20 protein-coding genes are annotated in these 21,816 nt (G+C 73.8%); 3 read left to right on the forward strand and 17 right to left on the reverse strand.

Annotated elements, in window-relative coordinates; all coding sequences use genetic code 11:
• Window positions 1–3: 3 nt before the first annotated feature.
• A complete protein-coding gene (locus ACH45N_RS27855) occupies window positions 4–663 on the reverse strand; it encodes a response regulator (protein WP_397399560.1) in 660 nt (219 codons plus the stop codon).
• Window positions 660–2,195: a sensor histidine kinase gene (locus ACH45N_RS27860; RefSeq protein WP_397399562.1), complete on the reverse strand. Its 1,536-nt coding sequence runs from the start codon at window positions 2,193–2,195 to the stop codon at window positions 660–662. The genes ACH45N_RS27855 and ACH45N_RS27860 overlap by 4 nt, the downstream gene beginning before the upstream one ends.
• A gap of 108 nt (window positions 2,196–2,303) precedes the next feature.
• On the opposite strand from ACH45N_RS27860, the gene ACH45N_RS27865 reads away from it, so the two are divergent.
• The gene (locus ACH45N_RS27865; RefSeq protein WP_397399564.1) at window positions 2,304–3,101 is read left to right on the forward strand and encodes a GAP family protein; all 798 of its coding nucleotides are present in this window, start codon (window positions 2,304–2,306) and stop codon (window positions 3,099–3,101) included.
• A gap of 57 nt (window positions 3,102–3,158) precedes the next feature.
• On the opposite strand, the gene ACH45N_RS27870 is transcribed toward ACH45N_RS27865, so the two are convergent.
• The 4 genes from ACH45N_RS27870 to ACH45N_RS27885 form a co-directional block, all read right to left on the reverse strand.
• The gene (locus tag ACH45N_RS27870) at window positions 3,159–4,289 is read right to left on the reverse strand and encodes a branched-chain amino acid aminotransferase (protein WP_397399566.1); all 1,131 of its coding nucleotides are present in this window, start codon (window positions 4,287–4,289) and stop codon (window positions 3,159–3,161) included.
• Window positions 4,290–4,446: 157 nt separating this feature from the next.
• Window positions 4,447–5,505 (reverse strand): 3-isopropylmalate dehydrogenase, encoded by a 1,059-nt coding sequence (locus ACH45N_RS27875; RefSeq protein WP_397399568.1) that lies wholly within the window; start codon window positions 5,503–5,505, stop codon window positions 4,447–4,449.
• Window positions 5,506–5,579: 74 nt separating this feature from the next.
• Entirely contained in the window at window positions 5,580–6,110 is a 531-nt protein-coding gene (locus tag ACH45N_RS27880; RefSeq protein ID WP_397399570.1) for a pyridoxamine 5'-phosphate oxidase family protein, read from the reverse strand.
• 64 nt (window positions 6,111–6,174) lie between these two features.
• Window positions 6,175–6,573, reverse strand: a complete 399-nt coding sequence (locus ACH45N_RS27885) for a VOC family protein (protein WP_397399572.1) — start codon at window positions 6,571–6,573, stop codon at window positions 6,175–6,177.
• A gap of 90 nt (window positions 6,574–6,663) precedes the next feature.
• Between ACH45N_RS27885 and ACH45N_RS27890 the strand changes: the two genes are divergently transcribed.
• Window positions 6,664–7,170 carry a pyridoxamine 5'-phosphate oxidase family protein gene (locus tag ACH45N_RS27890; RefSeq protein WP_397399574.1) on the forward strand — a complete coding sequence of 169 codons (507 nt, stop codon included), beginning with the start codon at window positions 6,664–6,666 and terminating at the stop codon, window positions 7,168–7,170.
• Window positions 7,171–7,211: 41 nt separating this feature from the next.
• Here the strand turns inward: ACH45N_RS27890 and ACH45N_RS27895 are convergent, their stop codons facing one another.
• From ACH45N_RS27895 to ACH45N_RS27945, 11 genes are all read right to left on the reverse strand, one after another.
• Window positions 7,212–7,802, reverse strand: a complete 591-nt coding sequence (locus tag ACH45N_RS27895; protein WP_397399576.1) for an ASCH domain-containing protein — start codon at window positions 7,800–7,802, stop codon at window positions 7,212–7,214.
• A gap of 167 nt (window positions 7,803–7,969) precedes the next feature.
• Window positions 7,970–8,998, reverse strand: a complete 1,029-nt coding sequence (ilvC, locus tag ACH45N_RS27900) for a ketol-acid reductoisomerase (protein ID WP_285107123.1) — start codon at window positions 8,996–8,998, stop codon at window positions 7,970–7,972.
• Between the two features lie 63 nt (window positions 8,999–9,061).
• Window positions 9,062–9,586, reverse strand: a complete 525-nt coding sequence (ilvN, locus tag ACH45N_RS27905) for an acetolactate synthase small subunit (RefSeq protein WP_020013644.1) — start codon at window positions 9,584–9,586, stop codon at window positions 9,062–9,064.
• Between the two features lie 5 nt (window positions 9,587–9,591).
• Complete coding sequence (locus ACH45N_RS27910) at window positions 9,592–11,469, reverse strand: acetolactate synthase large subunit (RefSeq protein WP_397399578.1); 1,878 nt, start codon at window positions 11,467–11,469, stop codon at window positions 9,592–9,594.
• A 292-nt stretch (window positions 11,470–11,761) separates the two neighbouring features.
• A complete protein-coding gene (locus ACH45N_RS27915) occupies window positions 11,762–12,526 on the reverse strand; it encodes a hypothetical protein (RefSeq protein ID WP_397399580.1) in 765 nt (254 codons plus the stop codon).
• Window positions 12,523–14,955 (reverse strand): ATP-binding cassette domain-containing protein, encoded by a 2,433-nt coding sequence (locus tag ACH45N_RS27920; protein ID WP_397399582.1) that lies wholly within the window; start codon window positions 14,953–14,955, stop codon window positions 12,523–12,525. Before ACH45N_RS27920 ends, ACH45N_RS27915 begins: the two co-directional genes overlap by 4 nt.
• An 85-nt stretch (window positions 14,956–15,040) precedes the next feature.
• Window positions 15,041–16,015, reverse strand: a complete 975-nt coding sequence (locus tag ACH45N_RS27925; protein WP_397399584.1) for an NAD-dependent epimerase/dehydratase family protein — start codon at window positions 16,013–16,015, stop codon at window positions 15,041–15,043.
• On the reverse strand, window positions 16,012–17,880 hold the full coding sequence (locus ACH45N_RS27930) for an AMP-binding protein (RefSeq protein ID WP_397399586.1): 1,869 nt from the start codon (window positions 17,878–17,880) through the stop codon (window positions 16,012–16,014). The genes ACH45N_RS27925 and ACH45N_RS27930 overlap by 4 nt, the downstream gene beginning before the upstream one ends.
• Window positions 17,877–19,091, reverse strand: a complete 1,215-nt coding sequence (locus ACH45N_RS27935; RefSeq protein WP_397399588.1) for a cytochrome P450 — start codon at window positions 19,089–19,091, stop codon at window positions 17,877–17,879. The genes ACH45N_RS27930 and ACH45N_RS27935 overlap by 4 nt, the downstream gene beginning before the upstream one ends.
• Window positions 19,088–19,930 carry a glycosyltransferase gene (locus tag ACH45N_RS27940; RefSeq protein WP_397399590.1) on the reverse strand — a complete coding sequence of 281 codons (843 nt, stop codon included), beginning with the start codon at window positions 19,928–19,930 and terminating at the stop codon, window positions 19,088–19,090. Before ACH45N_RS27940 ends, ACH45N_RS27935 begins: the two co-directional genes overlap by 4 nt.
• A gap of 14 nt (window positions 19,931–19,944) precedes the next feature.
• Entirely contained in the window at window positions 19,945–21,108 is a 1,164-nt protein-coding gene (locus ACH45N_RS27945) for a 3-oxoacyl-ACP synthase III family protein (protein ID WP_397399592.1), read from the reverse strand.
• Between the two features lie 125 nt (window positions 21,109–21,233).
• Here ACH45N_RS27945 and ACH45N_RS27950 point away from each other — a divergent pair, with 125 nt between their 5' ends.
• Window positions 21,234–21,809: a Uma2 family endonuclease gene (locus ACH45N_RS27950; protein ID WP_397399594.1), complete on the forward strand. Its 576-nt coding sequence runs from the start codon at window positions 21,234–21,236 to the stop codon at window positions 21,807–21,809.
• Window positions 21,810–21,816: the final 7 nt, after the last annotated feature.

The following is a 21,816-nucleotide window of genomic DNA, read 5'->3' on the forward strand; positions in this document are numbered from 1 at the left end:
GGGTCAGGCCAGGCCCGCGTTGCGGGCCGCGATCGCCGCCTGGACCCGGGACGTCACGCCGAGCTTGGCGAGGACGCGCGACACGTGGGTCTTGGCGGTGGCCTCGCTGATCGTCAGCTCCGCGGCGAGCTCGGCGTTGGAGAGGCCGGAGCCCAGCCCCGCCAGCACGTCGCGCTCCCGCGGCGTCAGGTCGGCGGGCAGGGCCGCCGTCGCGGACCCACCCCGGTGTCCGACGCCGTTGCGGGCCGGCGCGGACAGCTCCGCGATGAGCCGCCGGGTCACTTCCGGCGCCACGACGCCGTCGCCGGCGGCGACGTGCCGGACCGCGTCCACCAGGGCGGACGCCTCCGCGGACTTCAGCAGGAAGCCGGCCGCCCCGGCGCGCAGCGCGCCGAACACGTACTCATCGAGGTCGAAGGTCGTGAGCACGAGCACCTCGGACAGCCCCTCCTCCACGATCTGGCGGGTCGCGGTCACGCCGTCGGTGCCAGGCATGCGGACGTCCATGAGCACCACGTCAGGGCGCAGGGCGCGGGCGTTGGTGACGGCGACCGCGCCGTCGCCCGCCTCGCCGACCACCTCGATGTCGCCGGCCGTGGCGAGCAGCATGCGCAGACCCGCGCGGATCGCCGCGTGGTCGTCGGCGAGCAGGACGCGGATCATGCGGTGACGCCCGGCGCGGGGCTCTGCGGGACCTGACTCTGCGGGACCTGACTCTGCGGGGCCGGGTTCTGCGGGACCTGACTCTGCGGGGAGGCCGCTCCGGCGTGGGCGGGCAGGGGCAGGACGGCGCGGACCAGCCAGCCCGTCGGCGTCGGCTCGGACCGAAGCTGAGCCGACGGCGCCCCGGCGTCCCCCGGCCCCGCCCAGAAGGATCCGCCGAGGGATTCGACGCGCTCCCGCATCGAGACCAGTCCGATCCCGGTGCCCTCGCCGACGTCCGCCTGGGGACCGGCCGCTCGGGGGTGCGCCGCTCCGACGTCGTGCAGCTCGATCTCGAGCGGCCCGTCGGCGGCGAAGCTCAGGTCGGCTCGTGCGCCCCCGTGCCTGTGGACGTTCGTCAGCGCCTCGCGGACCACCCGGTACACGGCGTGGTCCACCGCGGCAGGCAGGGGCGTCGCGCCCGTCAGGACGCCGTCCGGGTCGGACACGGCCAGGTCCAGGCCGGCGAGCCGCGCCTGCTCGATCACCGGGGCGAGCTGGGCGGCCCGCGACGCCGCCACGAGGTCGGCGCCGCGGTCCGTGCGGCCCCCGGCGTCCGTGCCCCCGGTGTGATCACCGGCGGCGCGCCAGCCGGCGCCGTCCTGCCCGGCGCCGTCCTGCCCTGCCCGCCCTGAACCGTCCGGCCCTACGGTGCCCGGCCGTGTGCCGTCCCGATCCGTGTCCGTCCGCAGCACCCGGATCATCGCCTGCATGTCCTGGAGCGAGGCGAGGCTCTCCGCACGGATGCTGCGCAGCGCGGCCCGGTCCCGCTCCGGCTCGGCGGCACCCGCGAGGGCCCCGCCGGAGGTGATGGCGATGGCGGAGAGGTGCGAGGCGACGACGTCGTGCAGGTCGCGGGCGACGGTCGCCCGCTCGGCGCGGACGGCGTCGTGCCGCTCCGACTCGGCGAGCCGGAGCAGCGCCGCGCCGCGTTCGCGTTCGAGCCGTTCCCGCTCGCGCGCGGCGGCGGTGAGCTCGCGACCCTGTCGCACGTTGGTGCCCCACCACATGGGCATGACCAGCAGGGTGACCGCCTGCAGACCGATGAGGACCGTGGGCCGGAGCTGCCCGGTGACGACGGCGATGGTGATCATCAGGGCCGTGGTGAGGAGCGCGACCCCGACGATGCTGACCCGCCGCGCGACCCGGCTGCCGTGCAGGTGGACGGCGTACAGCGCCTCCCAGAGGACGACGATGAGGCCGACGCTGCCGCCGAGCACCACGTCGAGGACGAACGCGACGGTGGCGACGCCGAGCACTGCCAGCGGGTGGACCCGCCGCCAGATCAGCGCGGTGCAGCCGATCGCGGCCGGGATCGCGAACCACCAGGACGGCACGTCCGGCAGGCCGCTCCAGGATGTCCGGATCAGGCCGAGCGCGTCGAGCGCCAGCGCGGTGACGAGGATCCCGGCCGCCGTGATCATGTCGCCGCGCCGGTCCTCGGCCGTGACGACCTTGACGACGGGCGCGATCAGCGCGGACAGGCGGGACATGCGTCCATCTCAGCACGATGCGGCGCGCGAGGGGTCATCCGAAGGATGTATCGGGTCTCGGCGGTTCGGCGGATGTGCTCGCGCGCGGCAGGCACCAGGCTGGCCGGCATGGACCTCATCTCGGGCGAGCTCACGGGTGCCGCGCTGATCGGCGCGCTGGCCGTGCTCGCGCTCATCGACTCGACGAGCTTCGGCACCCTGCTCATCCCCGTGTGGCTGCTCATGTCGCCCGGCCGGGTGCGTGTGGGGCGGATGATCGTCTACCTCGGATCGATCGCGGGTTTCTACGCCGTGGTCGGCCTGGCGATCCTCCTGGGGGCGGGAGCGCTGAGCGACACGCTGTCGTCCCTGTCGGCTGCGCGCCCGTTCCTGGTCGCACAGCTCCTGGTCGGCGTCGGCCTGTTCGTGTGGAGCTTCAAGCTGGAGCCGTCCAAGAAGAGCAAGGCGGCCGATGCGGCGGCAGCCACGGCGGTGACGGGTACAGCGAGGGGCGCGGACAGCCTGACGGCCGGGCCGGCGGCACGCCCCGGCAGGCTGAGCCGCTGGCGCGAGCGCGCGCTCGGGAGCGAGTCCGGCGGCTGGCCGGCGCTGGCCGGGCTCGCGGTCGGCGCCGGCCTGGTGGAGGTCGCGTCGATGCTGCCCTACCTCGCCGCGCTGGGCCTGATCGGCACGCAGGGCCCGGGCTGGCCGGCGTCGGGGCTGTGGGTGCTGGCGTACTGCCTGGTCATGATCCTGCCGGCGCTCGTGCTGACCGCCGCGCGGGTGTTCGCCGCGCGGCTCGTCGAGCGGCCGCTCGGCCGCATGGACGCGTGGCTCACGCGGAACGCGGCCAGCACCACGGCGTGGGTCGTCGGGATCGTGGGATTCCTCGTGGCCCGGGACGCGATCGGCCGCCTCTGGGGTTGACGACGGCGGCCGGGCTCGTCGGGGCGCCTCCCCGACGAGCCCGGCCGCGAGGCACCGTCAGGCCAGTCGGCGCATCCAGCCGTGGCGGTCTTGGGCGCGGCCGTACTGGATGTCGGTGAGCTCCTGTCGGATCGACATGGTGAGCTCGCCCGGCTCGCCGCCGTTGACCTCGTGGTCGAACGTCGAGCCCGCGAGGCGCCCCACAGGCGTGACCACGGCCGCGGTGCCGCAGGCGAAGAACTCCTTGACCGCGCCGGACTCGAGCCCGGCCACGACCTCGGCGAGCGGGATGCGCCGCTCCACCACCTCGTAGCCGCGGTCGGCCGCGAGCTGGAGCACCGAGCTGCGCGTGATCCCCTCCAGGATCGAGCCGAGCTCGGGGGTGTGCAGCGTGCCGTCCTCCATCACGAGGAAGACGTTCATGCCGCCGAGCTCCTCAAGGTAGGTGTTGGTGGCGGCGTCCAGGAAGCACACCTGGTCGAAGCCCTCCTTCTGCGCCTCGAGCTGCGGCAGCAGGCTGGCGGCGTAGTTGCCGCCGAACTTCGCGTCGCCGGTGCCTCCGGGCGGCCCGGCCCGGTGGTACTCCTGGGACACGTAGATCGACACGGGCCGCACGCCGCCCGCGAAGTACGGGCCCACGGGCGAGGCGATCACCAGGTACTCGACCTCGAGCGACGGACGCACGCCGAGGAACGCCTCCGAGGCGTACATGAAGGGCCGCAGGTAGAGGGACGAGTCCTCGCCGCCGGGCACCCAGTCGATGTCGGTGCGGACCAGCGCGGCCAGCGACCCGATGAAGTCGTCGACGCTCAGGGCGGGCAGGGCGAGACGGTGCGCGGACCGGGCGAAGCGCGCGGCGTTCTGGTCGGGGCGGAACGTCCAGACCGAGCCGTCGGCGTGCTTGTAGGCCTTGAGGCCCTCGAAGATCTCCTGCGCGTAGTGCAGCACTGCCGTCGCGGGGTCGAGCTGCAGCGGACCGTACTGCTCGATCCGCCGGTCCTTCCAGCCGTCGGCGCTGCTCCACGAGATGCGCGCCATGTGGTCGGAGAACTTGGTCCCGAACTTCGGGGCGCGGAGCGCCTCGATGCGCTCGTCGTCCGGCGTCGGCGCGTCGGTGGGCCGCACGTCGAAGAGCGCCACCAGGTCTTCGAGCCTGGTCGGGAGGATGGGGTCCGTCGTAGTTGTCATGTCGATGCCTTTCACCGGAATGCTGCTGTCAGTCTTCCACGCCCGGCAAGGCGGCGGAGCGATCCGAGCCGGACGTCTGCCCGGACGGCTCCCGACATACGAGAGCGGCGCCCGGGGATCGGTCTGCGAGACCCGGGCGCCGCTTTCGTGAAGCGTGCTACCCGATCACGCGGGCCGCGATGTCGCGGCCTACCTGGTCGGTCGTGCGTACTACGTCGCCGCGCGACGCGAGGTCGGCGGCAACGGCGTCCTGGACGCGCGCGGACTCGGCCGCGAAACCCAGGTGGTCGAGCAGCAGGGCGACGGACAGGATCGTCGCGGTGGGGTCGGCCTTGCCCTGGCCGGCGATGTCGGGCGCGGAGCCGTGCACCGGCTCGAACATCGACGGCGCGGTGCGGTCCGGGTTGATGTTGGCCGAGGCGGCCAGCCCGATGCCGCCCGAGATCGCGGCGGCCTGGTCGGTGAGGATGTCACCGAAGAGGTTGTCCGTGACGATCACGTCGAACCGGCTCGGGTTCGTCGTCAGGTAGATGGTCGCGGCGTCCACGTGCGCGTAGTCGGTGGTGACGTCGGGGAACTCGGCGTTCACGGCCTCGACCGTGCGGCGCCACAGGTGACCCGCGTGCACCAGCACGTTGTGCTTGTGCACCAGCGTGAGGTGCTTGCGCGGGCGGGCCGCGGCACGCGCGAACGCGTCCCGGACCACGCGTTCGACGCCGAACGCGGTGTTCACGCTGACCTCGGTGGCGATCTCGGCGGGCGTGCCGACGCGCAGCGCGCCGCCGTTGCCGACGTACGGGCCTTCGGTGCCCTCGCGGACCACGACGAAGTCGATCTCGCCCGGGTCGGCGAGCGGGCTGGAGACGCCCTCGTAGAGCTTGGTCGGGCGCAGGTTCACGTAGTGGTCCAGCGCGAAGCGGAGCTTGAGCAGCAGCCCGCGCTCCAGCACGCCGCTCGGGACCGACGGGTCGCCGATCGCGCCCAGCAGGATCGCGTCCTGCCCCTTGATCCGCGCGAGGTCCTCGTCTGTGAGGGTCTCGCCCGTCGCGTGCCAGCGCCGCGCACCGAGGTCGAACTCGGTGGTGGAGAGCTTGGTACCCGACGGCGCCAGTGCCGCCTCGAGGACGGAGAGACCTTGCTCCACGACCTCGGTACCGATGCCGTCACCCGCGACCACCGCGAGGTTGATGCCGTCTGTCGTACCCACCTGTGCCATGTCCGGAGCCTACGCGCGCGACCATCGGGCTGAGACGCGGGTCTCACCCAATGGACGACTTGTTGGAAGTTCGCTCAGTCGAACGTCCAGGTCGTCGCCCCGCCCTGCTCCCGGACGTAGAGCGCGGTCGCCCGGGTGGGCGTCACGCGGTACACGTGCCACGGGGCCGGGCCCGCCGACGGCGCGCTGTAGGGAGCGGTGAGTGCCGTACCGGACGCATCCGGCTCGCACGGCCAGCCGCCGTCGTTGAGCTGCCGGGAGACCCGCGCCACGCTGTCGGTGTCCGTGACCAGCTCGGCCGTGCCGTCGACCGCGGTGTCGTAGTCGGTGGTGGCCACCGCGATAGTGCACCGCGGGTCGCGCTCGAGGTTCCGGGCCTTGAGCGCCGAGCGGCCGGACACCACCCAGAAGGCGCCGTCGAGCCAGATGGCGCCGATACCGGTGACGTGCGGGCTGCCGTCCGCGTTGACAGTGGTGAGCCAGTGTGAGTGCCGGTCCGGGCCGCCGGTCCCCGGTGCCTGCGTGAGCCCGACCAGATCGGCGGCGACCGGCGCCCAGTCCAGGGTCGGGAGGTCGTAGAGCTCCGCGAGATTCTTCGTCTTCATACCTCGGTGGACGGCCCTACGGACCGGAACTCATCGGACCGCGCCGGGCCGGAGCGTGTCTCGGCTACTGGTCCCGGGCCGACAGCACGCAGAACTCGTTGCCGTCCGGGTCCGCCAGGACGGTCCAGGTCGCGTCGGCCGGCTGCCCGACGTCGATCACCGTCGCGCCCAGCTCGACCAGCCGCGCGATCTCGGCGTCCCGGTCGTCGCTCGTGTGCGGCGCGAAGTCCCAGTGCAGGCGGTTCTTCCCGGTCTTCGGGTGCTCGACCGGGACGAACACCATGCCCGGCGGCACCTGGTGGAAATCGAGCTTGTCGGACAGCTCGAGCGCCCACGGCGGCACGACGACCGACTCCGAGTCGAGCTCGAAGATGACCTCCCAGCCCAGGGCCTCGGCCCACCAGCGGGCCAGCTTCTTGTGGTCCGTGGACTCCACCACGGTCGAGTACCAGCGCAGCGCCATCGCCTTCACCTCTCGTCAGGACCTGTGCCCACACCGTAGGACGAGCCACTGACACTCCGGGCGACACGGCCGACACCCAGCCCGCGCGCGATGACTCTGCCGGCCCCGCGTCGTCCACCCCGCATGGAGCCCATCGACATCGCGCACCGCGTCATCGACGACAACCACTTCATGGTCCTCGGCACGGCCCAGCCGGACGGCACACCGCGCGTCTCGCCCGTCTTCTACAACCACGCCGCGTACCGCGACTTCTACTGGATCTCGTCGCCCGACGCGCAGCACTCGCGCAACGTCGCCGCGCAGCCCCGGGTCGAGATCGTCATCTTCAACTCGCAGGCCGACCCGGGGCCCGACACCGCCGCCGTCTACCTCGGCGCCACGGCCGCCCAGGTGCCCGACGCCGAGCTCCCGGCCGCCGTGGCCGCCGCCTTCTCGTCGGTGCGCAGCGGCGTCCGGGCCTACGGCGTCGACGAGCTCAGCGGCGACGCCGAGCTGCGCCTCTACCGCGCCACGGTGACCAGCACCGAGATCCACGTCCGCGGGAGCGACCCGGAGCGCGGGACCGGCATCGACCGCCGGCTGACCGTGGACGCCTGACCGCTGCCCCGCACCCCGCCCCGCTCAGGACCGCGCGGCTCTCAGGGCTTCGGGTACAGCAGCTCGAACCGCTCGCACACGATCGGCATGTCCGTCGCGAACTCGCGCCCCTCGGCCAGCGTCCGGCGGAAGTACGCCTCGTGCCCCGCCCGCCACGACTCCAGCGTGCGGTCGTCCTCGCCCTCCGCGGCCGCGAAGTCGTCGTCGACCTCGTCGAACGTGGTGGTCTCCACGCTCGTGGTGCGGATCAGCGCGCGCGGGTGGCGCTCGCCGTCCAGCAGGATCGACAGCTCGCCGACGACGGGGAGCGGCACGCCCTCGTCGTCGTAGTCCCACAGGGCCGACGACGTCGCCGTCTTGTCGCCCGCCAGGACCGCCGCGAGGAGCGTCTGCGCCAGCTCCGGCTCGTCGCCGAACGACCACGCCTGCGGCGGCACGGTCTCGCTCACGGTGTGGCCGACGACGATGCTCGCCTTCGCCATCCCCGCGTACTGCCGGGTGGCCGCCCAGAAGTCGAGGACCTCGGCCGCGAGCTCCTGGTCCTCCACGGGCACCGACTCGGGGTCGAAGGTCGAGGGGTCGAAGGTCGGCTCGTCGTCGTCCGCGGCCTGCGGGTTCACGTCATGGGTCACAGGAACATCCTGCCCTAACGGCAGGTGCCCGACGAAGCCCCGCCGGCACATGACGAGAACTGAACGATCCGGCACGACACAGAACGGCGCCCCACCCTCGGAGGGTGGGGCGCCGCTCTGTCTCGTGCGCTACGTGCTGCGCGCCGTCAGCCCCGAGGGGCCACGGCTCAGCGCGCGGCCGAGCCCTCGACGTAGTCCGAGTCGGCCGGCTTGATCCACGAGAACATCTTGCGCAGCTCGCGGCCGGTGGCCTCGATCGGGTGCTGCTCGCCCTTGGCGCGCAGCTCCTTGAACTCGGGAGCGCCCGCGTCCTGGTCCGCGATGAAGCGGGCCGCGAAGGTGCCGTCCTGGATGTCGGAGAGAACGGCCTTCATGTTCTCCTTGACGCGCGGGTCGATGACGCGCGGGCCGGAGACGTAGTCGCCGTACTCGGCGGTGTCCGACACGGACCAGCGCTGCTTGGCGATGCCGCCCTCGACCATGAGGTCGACGATCAGCTTCAGCTCGTGCAGCACCTCGAAGTACGCGACCTCCGGCTGGTAGCCGGCCTCGGTCAGCGTCTCGAACCCGTACTGGACCAGCTGCGAGGCGCCGCCGCACAGCACGGCCTGCTCGCCGAACAGGTCGGTCTCGGTCTCCTCGGTGAACGTCGTCTTGATACCGCCGGCGCGCAGGCCGCCGATGCCCTTGGCGTACGAGAGGGCCAGGCCCCAGGCGGAGCCGGACGCGTCCTGCTCCACGGCGACGATCACGGGCACGCCACGGCCGTCGGCGAACTCGCGGCGCACGATGTGGCCCGGGCCCTTGGGGGCGACCATGAGCACGTCGTGCCCGGCCTCGGGCTTGATGTAGCCGTAGCGGATGTTGAAGCCGTGCCCGAAGACGAGCGCGGCGCCCTCCTTGAGGTTCGGCGCGATGTCCTCGGCGTACAGGTGCCGCTGCACCTGGTCGGGGGCGAGGATCACGACCACGTCGGCGTCGCGCACGGCGTCCGGCACGGTCGCGACGGCGAGGCCCTCGTTCTCGGCCTTCGCCCGGGAGGCGGAGCCCTCGCGCAGGCCGACGGTCACCTGCACACCGGAGTCACGCAGGTTCAGGGCGTGCGCGTGGCCCTGGCTGCCGTAACCGACCACAGCAACCTTCTTCTGCTGGATGATCGACAGGTCAGCGTCGTCGTCGTAGAACAGCTCAGCCACGGTTCTTGCTCCTCAGTTGGATATCTCGGGTGGAAGAAAAGTCGGTAGGTGCCGCGATCATTCTCACGCGGACCGGACCGCGCGCTCGAACGCGCGGTCGGTGATGGACCGGGCGCCCCGGCCGATGGCCAGTGTGCCGGACTTGACGATCTCACGGACGCCGTACGGTTCCAGCGCCGCGAGGAGCGAGTCGAGCTTCGCCGCCGGTCCGGTGGCCTCGATGACCACGGAGTCCGGCACGACGTCGACCACGCGCGCCCGGAACATCTCGACGACTTCCAGCACCCCGGTTCGGGTGGCGGCGTCGGCCCGCACCTTGACGAGCAGCAGCTCGCGGTGCACTGACGACTCGGGTTCGAGCTCGACGATCTTGATCACGTGGATGAGCTTGTTGAGCTGCTTCGTGACCTGTTCCAGGGGGTGTTCCTCGACGTCGACGACCACGGTGATGCGCGAGATCTCCTCGTGCTCCGTGGGGCCGACGGCCAGGGAGTGGATGTTGAACGCGCGACGGGCGAACAGGCCGGCGACGCGCGTGAGCACGCCGGGCTTGTTCTCCACGAGCACGGACAGGGTGTGCCTCGACATGGGGGTCAGTCCTCTCGCTCCCACGCCGGCGAGATGCCGCGTGCGTACTGGATGTCGTCGTTGCTCACGCCGGCGGCGACCATGGGCCACACCATCGCGTCACGCGAGACGGTGAAGTCCACGACCACAGGCCGGTCGTCGATCTCGTTGGCCCGCTTGATCGCGGCGTCGACGTCGGAGGCGTGCTCCACGCGGATGCCCTCGCAGCCGTACGCGTCGGCGAGCTTCACGAAGTCGGGCACGCGCATGGTGCCGTGCCCCGTGTGCAGGTCGGTGTTGGAGTAACGCGACTCGTAGAAGAGCGTCTGCCACTGCCGCACCATGCCCAGCGAGCTGTTGTTGATCAGCGCCACCTTGATGGGGATGTCGTTGATCGTGCAGGTGGCGAGCTCCTGGTTGGTCATCTGGAAGCAGCCGTCGCCGTCCACGGCCCACACGGTGCGGTCCGGCTGGCCCACCTTCGCGCCCATCGCGGCCGGGATGGAGTAGCCCATCGTGCCGAGACCGCCGGAGTTGATCCAGGTGTTGGGGTGCTCGTAGCTGATGAACTGGGCGGCCCACATCTGGTGCTGGCCCACGCCGGCGACGTAGATCGCGTCCGGCCCGGTCAGCTCACCCAGGCGCTGGATCACGTGCTGCGGCGAGAGGTGACCGTCCTCGGGCTCCGTGTAGCCGCGGGGGTAGGTGCGGCGCCACTCGTCGAGCTGGCGCCACCAGCCCTCGACGTCCGGCTTGCCGTGCGCCTCGTGCTCCTTGGCCAGCTCGGGCAGCAGGTCGCCGATGACCTCGCGGAGGTCGCCCACGATCGGCACGTCGGCCTCGCGGTTCTTGCCGATCTCGGCGGGGTCGATGTCCGCGTGGATGATCGCGGCCAGCGGCGCAAAGCTCGAGAGCTTGCCGGTCACGCGGTCGTCGAACCGGGCACCGAGCGCGAACACGAGGTCCGCCTTCTGCAGCGCCGCGACGGCGGGCACCGTGCCGTGCATGCCGGGCATGCCCAGGTGCTGCGGGTGGCTGTCGGGCACCGCGCCGCGCGCCATCAGCGTGGTGACGACGGGCGCCCCGGACAGGTCGACGAGCTGGCGCAGCAGGTCCGCGGCGCCCGCGCGGATCACGCCGCCGCCCACGTACAGCACCGGCCGCCGGGCCGTGGCCAGCAGCTTCGCGGCCTCGCGGATCTGCTTGGAGTGCGGCTTGGTCACGGGGTGGTAGCCGGGCAGGTTCAGCTCCTGCGGCCACGAGAACGTGGTGCGCGACTGCATCGCCGACTTCGCGATGTCCACCAGCACCGGGCCTGGCCGGCCCGTCGAGGCGATGTGGAACGCCTCCGCGATGGTGCGCGGGATCTCCGCCGGGTCCGTGACCAGGTAGGAGTGCTTGGTGATCGGCATCGTGATGCCGACGATGTCCGCCTCCTGGAACGCGTCCGTCCCGATCGCGGCGCTCGCGACCTGGCCGGTGATCGCCACCATCGGGATCGAGTCCATGTTCGCGTCCGCGATGGGCGTCACGAGGTTGGTGGCGCCGGGGCCCGACGTCGCCATGGTGACGCCGACCCGGCCCGTCGCGTGGGCGTAGCCCGACGCCGCGTGGCCGCCGCCCTGCTCATGCCGCACGAGGATGTGCCGGAGCTTGGCGGAGTCCATCAGCGGGTCGTAGGTGGGCAGGATCGCACCGCCGGGAATGCCGAAGACGACCTCCGCCCCGACCTCTTCGAGCGAGCGGACGATCGACTGCGCGCCCGTCACCTCCTCCGGCCCGACGCGCGGTGCGGCGTTCTCAAGCTCGGCCCTGCCGCCTACGCGGGACCGAAGCTCGGTGCGCACCTGGTCACGCGCCTCGGCGCGCGCGGCGATCTGTGCGGGTGTCGGTGTGCCGGTCATGCGTTCTCCTGCCGTCGCGCCCCGTCCTGGGGCGAAAGCGAGCGTTCGTGACAACAAAAAAACCCCGGGTCCTTTGGTGAAAGGACTGCCAGGGTGAGCGCGCGGACGATGCCTGTGCTGGGGCTTAGGCCGCGCGCTCAGGAAGTACTACAAGAATGATCGTCTGCACGTCACGCACGTTACGCCGAAAAGTCGCCGGTGTCACTCAGCGGGCCAAAGGTCCCACGATCCGAGACACGAGGCCGTCCGGCCCGCGGTATCCCGGGCCTCGCGGAGAGCCGGCCCGCCGTGCTCAGCGTACGTCGCGATGCCGGAACACCACCGAACCGAGCACCGCCAGCACCACCGTGACGCCGAGCAGCAGGAGCCCGCTGTGCACGTACGGGGCCGCCAGGATCCCGTCGCCGGCGAGCACGGTCCGCGTGCCGCGGACCCACGAGTCGGCGTTGGTGAACGGCAGCCAGTCCCGGACGCCGGACGACGCGCTCAGCGCCACCTGCTCCTCGACCACGAACCACACCGCAGCGAGGCCGACCGCCACCCACCAGCGCCGCACAAGCACCCCGAGCGCGGCGCCGCCGACCGCCGCCGACACCGCGAGGGCGATCACGCGGACGCCGCACCACGTCAGCGCCTCCACCAGGTCGGACGGCGAACCGCCCAGCACCCCGGCGCGCGCGTGCGCCCAGTACATGCCGAACCCCAGCAGCGCACAGGCCGCCGCGATGCCGGGCACCACGGCCAGCCCGGCCGCCGCCAGCTTGCTCCAGTAGACGCGGCCGCGGCGCGGCTCGACGGTCAGCAGCGCGCGCGTCCCGCCCTGCGCCGCGGACCCGGTCACCAGCAGCACGCCCGCCACGTAGGCGAGGAACACCGACGTCATCGCGTAGAACGAGATCTGCCCCTGGTCGAGCATCGCCGCGAGCGTGAACGCCTCCGGCTCGAACGCCGTCACCGCGACCGCGAGCGCGACGTGCGCGAGCATCGCCACGGCGATCCACCGGATCGCCGGCCGCACGGCGAACCTGCGCAGCTCGGCCCACAGCAGGCCCGTCATCGCCTTCCCTTCGAACGCTTCTTGTTCCGGCCTGATCCCTGCTGCCCCGGGCGGGGCCGCCCCGCCCCCGCACCGGTGCGCGGGCCCGGCTCCCGTGCGGCGGTGTCGTCCGAGCCGGGGTCGTTCGAGCCGGTGTACTCCGGTGCGGGGCTGTCCTGCACCGCGTCGTCGGTCTCGGAACCGCCTGGTTCGAGGTCGCCCGGTTCGGTGTCGTCCGGTGCGTCCGCGTCCGGTTCGAGGTCGTCCGGCTCGAGGTCGTCGAGCATCGGCTCCTCCGCCTCGATGCGCTCCAGCTCGAGGTCGTCCGGTTCCCGATCCTCCGCCTCCCGGGCGTCAGGCTCAAGGCCCCCGTCCCGGCCGCCGGACGTCTCGGCCGCGCGCCGGCCCAGGAGCGCCCGGGCACCCTCCGTGCGGTGCGCGAGCCGGGCCGCCCTGGCGTCGGCGGCCTCCTGCTTCCGGGCGGCCTTCTCGTCGAGCGCCTCCTGCCTGGCGTCGAGGGCGGCCTGCTTCGCGTCGGCGCGCGCCTGCTCCGCGGCGGCCTTCTCGGCCGCCCTCTGCCGTGTCGCGGCCTCCTTGGCGTCGAGCTCCGCCTGCTTCTGCGCGGCCCGGTCGTCGATCCTGGCCTGCCGCGCGTCCGCCTTGCCCTGCCGGGCATCGGCCTTGTCCTGCTTCGCGGCCGCCCTGGCGTCCGCCGCCGCCTGCTTCTCGGCCGCCTTCGCGTCGGCGGCCGCCTGGCGCTCCACGATCCGTGCCTCGGCCGCCGCCTGCTTCTCCGCGACCTTGGCGTCGAACGCCGCCCGCCGCTGAGCGAACCTCGACTGCTTGAGCGGGGCGTCGGCATCGGCCGGCGCCGTGCTGGTCGGCCCGGGCTTGCCCGGCTTCGCTACCGTGCCCGGCTTCGCTACCGTGCCCGGCGTCGCGGAGGGCTTGGGGGCGGAGGGCTTGGGGGCCGCGGTCTTGGGCGTCACAGTCCTGGGGCCGGAAGGCTCCACGGCCGCCGACTTCGAGGTGGCGGACGGAGCATCGGACGGCTTCGGGACGGCGGCCGCGGAAGCGGTTGCCTTCGACCCGCCGGCCTTCGACGCGCCGGCCTGCGGAGCACCAGCCTTCGAGGCGCCCGCCTTCGACGAGACCACCGAGCCGCCCGACGTCGCCGCACCCGCCGCCGCGACCGCCTTCACCCCGCCGTCCCGCTCCCCCGCACCCGCATCCCCCGCACCTGCATCCCCACCGCCCGCCCCCGGCCCGGCCGGTCGCCCCGCCGACCGCCGGTTCTCCTTCGCGGCCGCCCGCTCCGCGCGCGCGGCCTCCTTGGCGGCGGCCCGCGCGTCGATCGCCGCCTGCTTCGCCGCGGCCTCCTCGGTCGCCCGCGCCTCTGCCGCCGTCTGCCGCGCGGCCGCCTCCTTGTCGGCCTTGCGCTGGTCGGCGGCCTTCTTCCGGTCCGCCGCCTTCCGTTCGGCGGCCTTGCGCGCCGCCCGTTCCTCGGCGCGGCTCGGCGGCACGGGCACCGGTGGCACCACGGGACGCAGCCGGCCGACGACGGCGGCCAGGTCCTCCCGCAGCGGCACGAGCTCGCCCGCGAAGAGCTTCTGCTTCGCGAGCGCTCGCGAGATCTCGGCGGGCTCGGCGACGTCGTCGACGTGGAGCGTGTCGCCGTCGGCCCGGACCTTGAACCCCGCGGCCCGCAGGACCGTCGCGGCCTTGCCCGGCTCGTCGACGCCCACGCGGACGCTGACCCGCGCGTCGCCCAGAAGTTCGCTGGTGCTCCCCTGCGCGAGGATGCAGCCGCCGTCGAGCACCGTGACCGTGTCCGCGATCTGCTGCGCCTCGGTGAGCACGCTGGTGGCGACCAGGACGGTCTTGCCCTGGTCGGCGAGCCGGCGCAGTGCCTGGCGGATCTCGCGCGTGCCGACGGCGTCGAGCCCCGCGCTCGGGTCGTCGACGACGAGGAGGTCGGGGTCGCGCAGCAGCGCCGCCGCGAGCGCCAGCCGGCGTTCCTCGTCGGGCGTGTACGTGGCGTAGGCGGCCCGGGCGCGGTCGGCGAGGACCACGCGGGTGAGCACCTCGTCCACGCGGGCGCGCGGTACGCCGGCCGCGCTCGCGAGCAGGGCGAGGTTGCGGCGTCCGCTGAGCCGCCCGTGGAACCCGGGGTCGCCGACGACGGCGCCGATGCGACCGGCGAGGTCGGGCAGGCCGTCCGGGACGTGGGTGCCGAAGATCTTCATGGCGCCCCCGTCCGCGTGGGCGAGGCCGGTGAGCAGGCGCAACGTCGTGGTCTTGCCCGAACCCGCCAGCCCGAGGAGCGCGTGCACGCCACCCGCCGGGACACGCAGGTCGAGCCCGTCCACGCCCATGCCGCGGCCGCGCACCGAGCGGTACGCCTTGCGCAGCCCGAGCGTCTCGATCGCGACGTCGTTCCCTGGAATCACCCGCACAGGGTAGGGCATTCCGGACAGCCCCCGAACGTGTCAGACGTACGGGTCACGGACAGCCCCCGTCTGACACGTTCGCGGGCTACCAGCTCATGGCGCCGTGCAGCGACGTCGGCGCCGGGTCCACGCCGAGGCGTTCCCGCAGCACGGTGAGGTCGTAGGTGCGCTCCATCGCGAGGTGGCTGATGGCGTACCGGGACAGGCGCGGCTCACGCCCGGTCCACCGCGCCAGGCGTTCGCCCGCCCAGGCCAGGACGTGGGCCAGCCGCAGCGGGATCCCCACCACCTGCACCGGCCGGAACCGGGCGAACATCAGCAGCTCGATGGTCTCGTCGAGGTCGACGGGGCTGGCATCGGCCACGTTGGCGACGAGCGGCCGTCCCGCGGCGATCTCGGGCGCGAGGTCCACGTCCAGGGCGGCCCGCACCGCCCGGGCCAGCGTGTCGACGTGCGTGAGGTGCTGCCGCACCTTGCCGCCGCCCGGCAGCGGCAGCCAGGCGCCGATCGCCGCGGACTCCAGCCGCGGCAGCAGCGTGGTGTCGCCCGGCCCGTAGACCGCGTGCGGCCGCAGCACGACGACGGGGCCGCGGTCCTCACGCACGGCGTCCGCCGCGAGGTAGCGCTCGGCGGCGGCCTTGGTGGACCCGTACGGGTTGACGTACCCGCGGGCGGGCGCCTCCGCCTCGGTGGCCGCGACGCTCGGCGTCCGGGGGTCGTAGACGCTGCCCGACGACAGGTGGACAAAACGCGCGCCGGGGAACGTCTCGCGCACCGCGCGCGTGCCCTCGACGTTGACCACCCAGGCCCGCGCGTGGCTGCCGCCGTCCCCGACGGAGGCACCGCAGTGCACCACGACGTCGACGTCCTCGGGCCGGTCCTCCTTCGCCAGCGGGCCGTCCCGCAGGTCCCAGAACTGGTGGGCGACCCGGTCGAGCAGCTCGGCCGGTATGCGCGGGACGCGGCGCGAGAACGCGATCACCTCGTGCCCGTGCGCCGCGAGGTCCCGCACCACAGCCCCGCCAACAAACCCCGACGAACCGGTCACTGCCACCCTCATGCGCGCACTGTACCCGCGAGAGGTGAAACCAGGTCGACCAGGGCATGACGGTCCGGTTTCCGGGACCGGCCCGCGAGCGGCACGTGCGACGCCTCGACCACCAGGTCGGGCAGGGCGCCGTGGTCCAGCACCCGTCCGGCCTGGTCGGCGACGGCCCGGGCCAGCTCGCTGTCCGCCCGGACCCGCGGCGCGCCGACTCCGGGCTCCGCGCCCTCGGGCGTCACCACGAGCACCACCCGCTCGTCGCCGTCCGGCATCGGGACGCCGACCATGACGGCGTCGGCCACCCCCGGCAGGTCCCGCAGCCGGGGCTCGAACAGGCCCGGGTAGATGTTCACCGTGCCGCGGATGATCATGTCCCGGTTGCGGCCGACCAGCACGATCCGGCCGTCCGCGTCCCGGTAGGCGAGGTCACCGGTGCGGTGCTCGGCCGCCCGCGGCTTGCCGGCGTCCAGGTCGGACAGGTAGCCCGCCATCAGCGAGGGCCCGGTCAGCACCAGCTCGCCCACCACGGGTCCGTCGCCGGGGTCCGCGCCCGGTTCGCCGCCGGGGTCCGCGCCGGGTTCGTCCCCGGGTTCGTCGCCGGACGGGCCAGGCGCCTCGTCCAGGCCGACGACGGCGGTGTCGATGCGGACGCCGATCCCCGCCAGCGGACGACCCACGAGATCGCCCCGCACGCCGCCGCCGTACCCGGCGCTCGCCGTACCCCCGGCGTCCGCCGACGCCGCGGCGCTCGCCGTCGCCGCGGCACTCGCCGTCGCCGCGCCGCCCCTGGCAGCCGCGATCTTCTCGTCCGCCTCGGTCATCGCGGCGGGCAGGATCTCGGTGGCCCCGTACACGGCGATCCAGCGCGTGCCCGGCAGCACCCGGCGGCCGCGCTCCAGCAGCGCGGCGGTGACGGGGGCCGCGCCGACCGCCAGCACCGCGGGGCCGACGGCGGGTTCCGCACCGCCGTCCGCGGCCCGAGCCTCCAGGACGTCGAGCAGCGCCGTCACGTCGGCGGGCACCAGGAACGACGAGTCCGCGCCCGCGACGCCGCGCGCGAACGCCCCCGGGTCGTCCTTCGGTGTCTTCGCCGGGATCTCCCACGTGCCGCCCGCGAGCAGCGCCGGGAGCCCCAGGAACATCTGGTCGGTGTGTGCGCGCTGCCCGGCCCGCAGCCCGCCCACCTGCGCGAACAGGTCCAGCATGCCGCCGAGCGTGCCCGCGGTGTGCACCACGGCCTTCGGTTCGGCGGTGGTCCCGGACGTGAAGACCACCAGCGCCTCGGGATCGTCCGCGGTCCACCCGGGCCGCGGCGCCGGTTCCGGCACGCGCGTCGCTTCCGACTCCGGTGTCGGCTCCGACCCCGGCGCGAAACTCCGCGTCCCCGCCGCCACCCGCCGCGCCCCGCGCGGCACCCCGGGCAGCCACCGCCCCGTGTACAGGTGCCGCACGGGCAGCCGGCCGTAGTCCGGGAGCAGCAGCCCGCGCGAGCGCGCGATCCCGCGCAGCGGCCCCGACGTCGCCGCGTACAGCAGCGCCTCCGTCGCGGCCCACCGCGGCCCGGCCGCCGCGATCCGTGCGGCGAACAGCTCCGGCGTCGAGCCCGGGTCCACGAAGACGACGGAGCCGCCCGCACGCAGGATCGCGAGGCACAGGACCACGCCCTCGGGCCGGGGCCGGACGCTGAACAGCACCCGGTCGCCGGGCCGCAGGCCCTGGGCCCGCAGGCCGGACGCCGTCCGCCCGACGCGCTCGGCGAGGCCGCGGAACGTGACCTCCTCGCGCACGCGAGCGCCACCACGGCCCCCGAACCAGCGCAGCGCCACGACGTCGGGCGCCTCCCGGGCCAGCGCGGGCAGGCGCTCCAGGAAGTGGGTCATCTCGTCTCCTCCGTGTCCGGTCCCAGCCGCAGCTCCAACGACCGGTACGCCGGGACCAGCACGCCGCGCGCGGCCGAGCGCCGGCCCACGACGGGCACCCGGCCGTCGGCCGACGCGGCGGCGAGCGCGTCCAGGACGGCGTCCACCTGGGCGATCGCCAGCGGCATGCCGAGGCAGAAGTGCGGCCCGGCGCCGAACCACAGGTGCCGCACGGCGGGGTCGACCGGCCGGCCGGGATCGAAGCCGCCGGCCGCCCGGCAGCAGTTGACCGTGGCGATCACCACGCGCTCCCCGGCGGCGACCCGCAGGCTGCCCACCGACGCGTCGGCCCGTACGGCGCGCAGCATCGCCGGCGTCGGCACCGTGACGCGCAGCCCCTCCTCGACGGCACGCCGCCGCACCTGGGCGTCGCCGGTCAGCAGCCGCCCGGTCCACCCGGTGTCGTGGGCGATCGCGACGAGCCGCGGCACGAACGACTGGACGGTCTCCGTCCCGGTGAGCACGAACGCGCCGACGGCGCCCATCGCCTCGCGCTCGGACAGCCCCAGGTCGCGCATCCGCCCGGGCACCGTCGCCGGGTCGCCCGCGCGGTAGGCCGTACGGGCGGGCGCCGTCAGCCGCTCCAGCACCGCCCGCGCCCGGGTGACCTGGGACCGCGTGAGCCCGTGCCGGTGCAGCCGCACCATCCCGGTGATCGTCCCGGCGGCGGCCATCGCGGAGCGCACGGCCTGATCCGTCGGCGGCAGCCCGACCATCCCGCAGATCACCGCGCCGGCCTGCGCCGTCACCGCGGCGGCGAGGTCGACGGTCTCGCCCGCGGCCAGGCGCCGCGTCAGGTCCGGCAGCACGCCGTCGTCGTCCCCGGCTCCGGCCCCGCCCCCGCCCACCAGCTCCCGCACCGCCCGGGGCGCGAACAGCGGCCCCAGCGCGCGCCTCAGCGCGGCGTGCTCCGCGCCCTCCATGTTGAGCAGCACGGACGGTCCGAGCACCGGCGTCCACAGGTCCGACGGCGCCCCCGGGCCCACCTTGGAGAAGTGGTCCAGGTCGAGCAGCACCTCCCGCGCCACCGCGGCGTCGTTCACCACGACGCCGACGCCCGGGACGCGCACCACGGGCCGGTGCCGCGCGGACCGGAGCGCCGGGTAGGCGAGCGGGTGCGCGGCCCGCTGCACCCGCTCCTCCCAGGGCGCCTCGGGCGCGGCGGCCGTCATCGGATGTCCACCACCTCGGGGCGGTAGCGGTGGTCGGCGTACCAGCCGAGCGTGCGCACCAGGCCCCACGCGTGCACGCGGCGCGTCGAGGCGCGCACCCAGACCTCGCGGTGCTCCGCGTACCGGGTGGTCAGCCGGCGCACGGCGTTGACCAGGGCACGATCCTCGTGCACGTCCTCGATCCGGGTGCGCGGGAACCCACCGGCCCGCTCGTACAGGGACGCCGTGATCGCCATGTTGCAGCCGGGCGTCATCACGTACGGCCCCAGGTACCCGTCGTCCCTGTTGCCGGGCCGGACCTTGCCGAACGCGCTGGACGCCCACAGCGCGAACGACAGCACACCCTGCTGGACCCGCGAGACCGGCAGGTCGTCGGTGCGCGGCAGCAGCCGCCCGGCGACCAGCTCGTCGCCCGACGCGAACGCCTGGCGCACCGCCAGCGTCCACCCGGGCGGCGGCAGGCAGTCGGCGTCGGTCCGGGCCAGCAGCTCGGCACCGAGCGCGATGGCGGCCCGCATCCCCGTGTCCGCCGCGGCCCCGGTCCCCTTCTCGGGCTCCGTGACGACCTGCCAGCGCAGCCGCCCCCACTCCGCGATCGCCTTGCGGACGACGTCGGGCGTGCCGTCCGTGGAGCCGTTGTCCACCACCACGAGGTCGAAGTCGTCGTCCTCCTGCGCGTGCAGCGCTTCCAGGGTGCGCAGGATCCCGTGCTCGTGCGCCTCGTTCAGCGCGGGCACGACGACGGCGAGGCGGGCTCTACCTTCTGCCGCGCCTTCGCTGCGCTCCGCTCCCGGCGCGTGCCTCGTCCCTCGGCCCCCACCGTCCGCTGCGCTCCGCATGCGGCGCGGTCCTGTCACCACCGGACCACCATCGCGCCCATGCTGATCCCGCCCGCCAGCCCGAGGAGCAGCACCACGTCGCCCCGGCGCAGCCGGCCGGACTCCAGCGCCGTCACGAGCTGCAGCGGCAGGGTCGCCGACGCGAGGTTGCCGTGGTCGGCCACGGTGACGATCGTGCGGTCGGCCGGCACGCCGAGCGCCGCGTGCACGTCCGCGAGGTAGCCGACCGCGACCTGGTGCACCGCGACGAGCGCGACGTCGTCCATCGTCACGCCGGCCTGCTCCAGCGCCTCGTCGACCGGTCCCGGCCCGAGCGCGAGGAACGCCTCGCGCAGGCGCGACCCGTCGATCTCGAAGTAGCTGCGCTCCGGGTCGCGCGGGTTGAACGTGCCGCCGCCGGGCAGCATGCCCACGTCCCAGTGCTGCGACTCGGCGGTGAACGCCGAGCCGAGGATGCCCGACGGCGGAGCCGCGGGCTCGACGAGGCCGGCGAGCTCGGCGGCCAGCTCGTCCTCGAAGCCGGACGGTGCCTCGACCGCCTCGACGAGCACCGCCGCCCCGGCGTCGGACATCGTGTAGCCGGCCGCGGACAGGGCGTACGTCGACCGGTCGGGCACGTCCCACCGGACGCCCCGCGTCGGCATCTCGCCGGATGCGACCAGCACGCGGCGGTACCGGCCGGTCCCGATGAGGGCCTCGGCCACCTCGATCCCGTTGAGCACGGAGTTGCAGGCGTTCTTGACGTCCATCACCGGCGCCCGGACGCCGAGCTTGGCCGCGGCGATGTGACTGGTGGCGGGCTCGATCATGTCCTGGGTGGCCGAGGCGAAGATCAGGAGGTCCACGTCCTGCGGCCCCAGGCCCGCCCGGTCCAGGAGGGTGCGGGAGGCGGCGACGGCGAGATCGGAGGCCTGCTGGTCGGCGTCGGCCACGTGGGTCCGGCGCACGCCGGTCAGGCGCGACACCATCGGGACGCGCGGCGCGACCCTCGGGTTCCTGCGGTGCAGGTCGCGCTCGGCCTCGGCCATGTCCCGGGTGCGTTCGGGCAGGTGAACCGCCACCTCGGCGATCCGGGCGACGGGGTGCGGCACCTGCCGGGACGACCGCGGGGTCGACGGCGCGGGCTCGGGGGATCGGGCGGGAACCGGGCTCAGCACGGCGGCTGGTTCGGGAAGCACCCGGCACACGGTAGCGGGCCGCTCGCCGAGCGCGGGAGGGCTAGACGTATTAACGTCTAGGCATGCGATCGACAGGAGCAGCGATGAGCCATGACACCACGGCTGCCCGTTGTTACCGTGTTCCCATGACTCAGCTCCCCGACTGGATGCGCCCGCCGCGCCCGGAGGGCTGGCTCGCCGAGGACCTGGACAATCTGCCGGACGCTCCCCGCCACACCGAGCTGATCGACGGAGCCCTCGTCTTCATGATGTCCCCACAACGTCGCTGGCACAGCAGCGTCATCTTCGCCCTCCGCTCCGGCCTGACCAGCCAGGCACCGGAGGGAACCGTCATCGACAGTGAGATGACCGTTCTCCTCGACAAGCACAACCGGCCCGAGCCCGACGTGATCGCGTCGACGGCGGCGATCGACGGAGACGCGACCTGGTACGACGTCGAGGACATCGTGCTCGCGGTCGAGGTGGTCTCGCCAGAGTCCGAGCACCGCGACAAGGCCGTCAAGCCCCACAAGTACGCCGAGGCCGGCATCCACCACTTCTGGCGCGTCGAGGATGCCGACGGCAACGGGGCGACGACGATCCACGTCTACGAGCTTGACGACCTCACCAGGACGTACGTGCCGACCGGCATCTACCGCGAGACCCTCAAGGTCGACCTGCCGTTCCCGATCGAGCTCGACGTCCAGTCGCTGTACGGCTGAGCCAAGA

This window comes from Promicromonospora sp. NPDC019610, assembly GCF_044389365.1.
In the GTDB taxonomy this organism is placed as follows: Bacteria; Actinomycetota; Actinomycetes; order Actinomycetales; family Cellulomonadaceae; genus Promicromonospora.

Coding starts and splice junctions, on each gene's coding strand:
- ACH45N_RS27925 (WP_397399584.1), bottom strand. CDS start 16,015: ATGAGGGTGGCAGTGACCGGTTCGTCGGGGTTTGTTGGCGGGGCTGTG.
- ACH45N_RS27865 (WP_397399564.1), top strand. CDS start 2,304: ATGGACCTCATCTCGGGCGAGCTCACGGGTGCCGCGCTGATCGGCGCG.
- ACH45N_RS27855 (WP_397399560.1), bottom strand. CDS start 663: ATGATCCGCGTCCTGCTCGCCGACGACCACGCGGCGATCCGCGCGGGT.
- ACH45N_RS27885 (WP_397399572.1), bottom strand. CDS start 6,573: ATGGCGCTGCGCTGGTACTCGACCGTGGTGGAGTCCACGGACCACAAG.
- ACH45N_RS27890 (WP_397399574.1), top strand. CDS start 6,664: ATGACTCTGCCGGCCCCGCGTCGTCCACCCCGCATGGAGCCCATCGAC.
- ACH45N_RS27935 (WP_397399588.1), bottom strand. CDS start 19,091: ATGACGGCCGCCGCGCCCGAGGCGCCCTGGGAGGAGCGGGTGCAGCGG.
- ACH45N_RS27870 (WP_397399566.1), bottom strand. CDS start 4,289: ATGACAACTACGACGGACCCCATCCTCCCGACCAGGCTCGAAGACCTG.
- ACH45N_RS27875 (WP_397399568.1), bottom strand. CDS start 5,505: ATGGCACAGGTGGGTACGACAGACGGCATCAACCTCGCGGTGGTCGCG.
- ACH45N_RS27860 (WP_397399562.1), bottom strand. CDS start 2,195: ATGTCCCGCCTGTCCGCGCTGATCGCGCCCGTCGTCAAGGTCGTCACG.
- ACH45N_RS27950 (WP_397399594.1), top strand. CDS start 21,234: ATGACTCAGCTCCCCGACTGGATGCGCCCGCCGCGCCCGGAGGGCTGG.
- ACH45N_RS27880 (WP_397399570.1), bottom strand. CDS start 6,110: ATGAAGACGAAGAATCTCGCGGAGCTCTACGACCTCCCGACCCTGGAC.
- ilvN (WP_020013644.1), bottom strand. CDS start 9,586: ATGTCGAGGCACACCCTGTCCGTGCTCGTGGAGAACAAGCCCGGCGTG.
- ACH45N_RS27940 (WP_397399590.1), bottom strand. CDS start 19,930: ATGCGGAGCGCAGCGGACGGTGGGGGCCGAGGGACGAGGCACGCGCCG.
- ACH45N_RS27910 (WP_397399578.1), bottom strand. CDS start 11,469: ATGACCGGCACACCGACACCCGCACAGATCGCCGCGCGCGCCGAGGCG.
- ACH45N_RS27915 (WP_397399580.1), bottom strand. CDS start 12,526: ATGACGGGCCTGCTGTGGGCCGAGCTGCGCAGGTTCGCCGTGCGGCCG.
- ACH45N_RS27930 (WP_397399586.1), bottom strand. CDS start 17,880: ATGACCCACTTCCTGGAGCGCCTGCCCGCGCTGGCCCGGGAGGCGCCC.